Source organism: Cupriavidus sp. 01L46 (assembly GCF_056399905.1).
Window position 1 is genome coordinate 1 of record NZ_JBFTSF010000486.1, and the last position, 3016, is coordinate 3016.

A 3016-nucleotide genomic window follows, 5' to 3' on the forward strand; every position below is an offset into this window, starting at 1 on the left:
GCCACTGGCCCAGTAAAAGACTGGCCATGGCGACGCCGGCGCAAAACGACAATTGACGGTTCAGATTCCATATTGCGCTGACCGGGCCCATTCCCGCCGGGGACACGTTCAGCAGCGCCAGGGTTTGCGCAACGCTCGAGCCGATGCCGCCGCCGGCTCCCATCAGCAAGAAGGCGGCCACCATGCCCGGCCATGCGCCAGGTTCGCTCACGGTCGCCAGCATGGCGATGCCGGTCGCGTGCACCGTGATGGCCGGCAGCAGCAGGGCGCGGGGCCCCAGCCGGTTGAAGAGGCGCCCGGCCAGCGTCATGCCCGCGGCGGCGGYCAGGGCGTACGGAATCATCAGCGCGCCCGCACTCACGGCCTTCAGGCCCAGCACGCTGCGCAGGAAGAACATATTGAGCAGGCTGACGCCGGTAAACACGCCGGGTACAAACAGGTAGACGACCATGGCTGCCCGTAGCATCGGATCCCGCAGAACGCGGAAATCCAGGACCGGATGTTCCCGCCGGCGTACATGCCGCAACAGCAGCAAGCCTGCGGMGATGCCGCCCGTGACAAGGGCGGTGCCAACGCGAGTCTGCCCGGTGTGCTCGAATCGGGACAAGCCGATCAGCAGCAGCGCAAGCGCCAGGCTGGACAGCCCGATGCCGGCAACGTCCGGCCTGTGTCCCTGGGTGGCTTCGCCGGGGCGCAGCCAAAGTACGGCAAGCACGAGCGCAACCAAGGCCAGCGGGATATTGAGCCAGAAGACCCAGCGCCATCCCAGGCTGTCCACGACGTAGCCGCCCATCAGCGGCGACAGCGCCGGCGCGAGCAGCGCGCAGGCCATCACGATCACTGACAGTTGCGCGCGCTCGGCCTGCGAGTAGAGACGATAGGTCATGGCTTGCCCGACGGGAATCAACAGCCCACCCCCCAGGCCTTGCAGCAGGCGCCAGGCGATCAGCGCCTCAATGCTGCCGGCGAATCCGGCGCCGGCCGCTGCGGCGGAAAAGATCCCCAGCGACGCCACGAAGATCGCTTTATCGCCGTAGCGGCCGGCCAGCCAGGTGCTTGCCGGAATCACCAGCGTCAGCCCCAGCGTGTAGGCATTGGCCACCCATGCAACGGCCCCCACGGACGCCTGCAGTGAATGGCCGATATCGGGGAACGCGACCGATGCCATGAACATATTGACCAGATCGATAAAGAAGCCGAGCAGGTAGACCGACGCAACGCGTGATTTGTAGGGCATGGAAAGTCGAGCGATGGCGGCAAGCGCCATGCAGGTGCGGTCTGGAAGACGGCATTCTAGAAACCATGGAGGAATAAGAAAACAGTCCAGTGGCCGATATACTGTTCTCTGATTTTTGACAATGGAGCACCGAGAACGTGATCAATCTGAACCGTCTGGCCATGTTCGTGGCCGTGGTGGAGTGTGGTTCGTTCACTGCGGCAGCCGGCACGCTGGGCACCACCAAGGCCGTGGTCAGCTTCAACGTGAAGCAGCTGGAGCAAGATCTGTCGGTGGCATTGCTGACGCGCAGCACGCGGCGCCTGGCACTGACCGAGGCGGGCGAGCGGTTCTATCGCGACTGCTCGGTCTTGCTGCGGCAAGCTGAATCGGCCGTGGAGCAGGTCCGGTCCGGTCATGCGTCCTTCTCGGGCAGCTTGCGCGTCACGGCATCGGTGGATTATGGCAACCTCGTCGTGGCTCCCGCGCTGGCCGGGTTTGCCCACCTGCATCCCGATCTGCGGGTGAGCTACCAGGCCAGCTCGACCCATGCCGACCTGATCGCAGAGCGGCTGGACGTAGCCATCCGGGTGGGGCCGCTGGAGGACTCGCGGCACCGCGCTAAGCCGATCGGGCATTTCAACCTGGTGATCGTGGCAAGCCCGGCGCTGCTGAGTGCAACCGGCGCGCCCGATTCGCTGCAGGCGATGGCGGCGCTGCCATGGCTTGCCAATCGTGCGGGGCAGGGCGGGCAATGGACCCTGGCTGACCCGCACGGCAAGCCGCACACGATCCGGGTCCGCAACGTGGCCCACGCGGATACGGCCTCGGCCCTGCTAGCGTTTGTGCTGGCCGGCTGTGGCGTTGCAGCGTTGCCCGAGTGGCTGCTTGACGACCATCTCACGGGCGGACGGCTTCAGATCCTGATGCCGGACCATGTCTTGCCAAGGGCCGAAGTCTTCGCGGTCTATCCGGATACACGCCACGTCAGCGCCAAGGTGCGCGGCTTCATCGACCATCTGCGCGGATTCCGGCCCGGGCGTGCCTAGGGCTTGAACGAGCCCTCGATGGTATAGCGCGATCCCGGATGCACCAGCCTTGCCAGCGTGATCGGCGAGCCCTGGCTTTCGGTGCGGCGGATCACGATCAGGCAGGGCTCGCTTGGCTTGACGCCCAGCAGCTCGGCCTCCTGCTCGGTGGGCAACTGCGCCTCGATGGAGTATTGCGCTTCCCATAGCGGTGCCACGGTCAGCAGGTAATTGGTGGGCGTGGTCTTGGTGAAGTCCACCTCGAGATAGTCAGGCGCGCGGGCGGGGTTGACGTAGCGGTCCTCGCACAGCAGCGGCACGCCGTTCTCGCTATGCACGATCAAGGTGTGGAAGACCTCGCTGCCGACGGGCAGCCCGATGCGCGGCGCCAATGCCTCGGTGACGACTTCGGCGCGCGCCATGTGCACGTCGGAGCGGTGGCGGTGGCCCCGCTCCGTGATCTCGTCGTGCAGGTCGCGGATGGTCAGCGTGGACGATGCGCGATAGGGCTGGGTGGCGAACGTGCCGACGCCCTGCACACGCTCMACCAGGCCTTCGGCCTGCAGTTCCCGCACCGCCCGGTTGGCGGTCATGCGGCTGACGCGGAACTGGGTGACCAGCTCGGATTCCGACGGCATCAGCGTGCCGGGCGGCCAGCGTCCGGCGCTGAGTCCGTCCTTCAGGTAATTCTTGATGTGCGCGTAGGCGGCGGCGGGTGGCAGGTAGGTCATGGCACGCAGTTTACTTGACCGCGCTTGTCTAGCCAATTTCC

The 3016-nt window shown here is 65.9% G+C and carries 3 protein-coding genes; 1 reads left to right on the forward strand and 2 read right to left on the reverse strand.

From position 1 onward, the window contains the following. Positions 1–1237 (reverse strand): MFS transporter (locus AC1DS3_RS37265; protein ID WP_477129205.1); only part of this gene is annotated, 1237 nt, incomplete at its 3' end. A 137-nt stretch (positions 1238–1374) separates the two neighbouring features. Here AC1DS3_RS37265 and AC1DS3_RS37270 point away from each other — a divergent pair. Then, positions 1375–2265 (forward strand): LysR family transcriptional regulator, encoded by an 891-nt coding sequence (locus AC1DS3_RS37270; RefSeq protein WP_441630593.1) that lies wholly within the window; start codon positions 1375–1377, stop codon positions 2263–2265. Here the strand turns inward: AC1DS3_RS37270 and hutC are convergent. After that, positions 2262–2975, reverse strand: coding sequence for a histidine utilization repressor (gene hutC / locus AC1DS3_RS37275; protein WP_441630595.1), 714 nt, complete (start codon positions 2973–2975; stop codon positions 2262–2264). The genes AC1DS3_RS37270 and hutC overlap by 4 nt on opposite strands. Positions 2976–3016 lie beyond the last annotated feature (41 nt).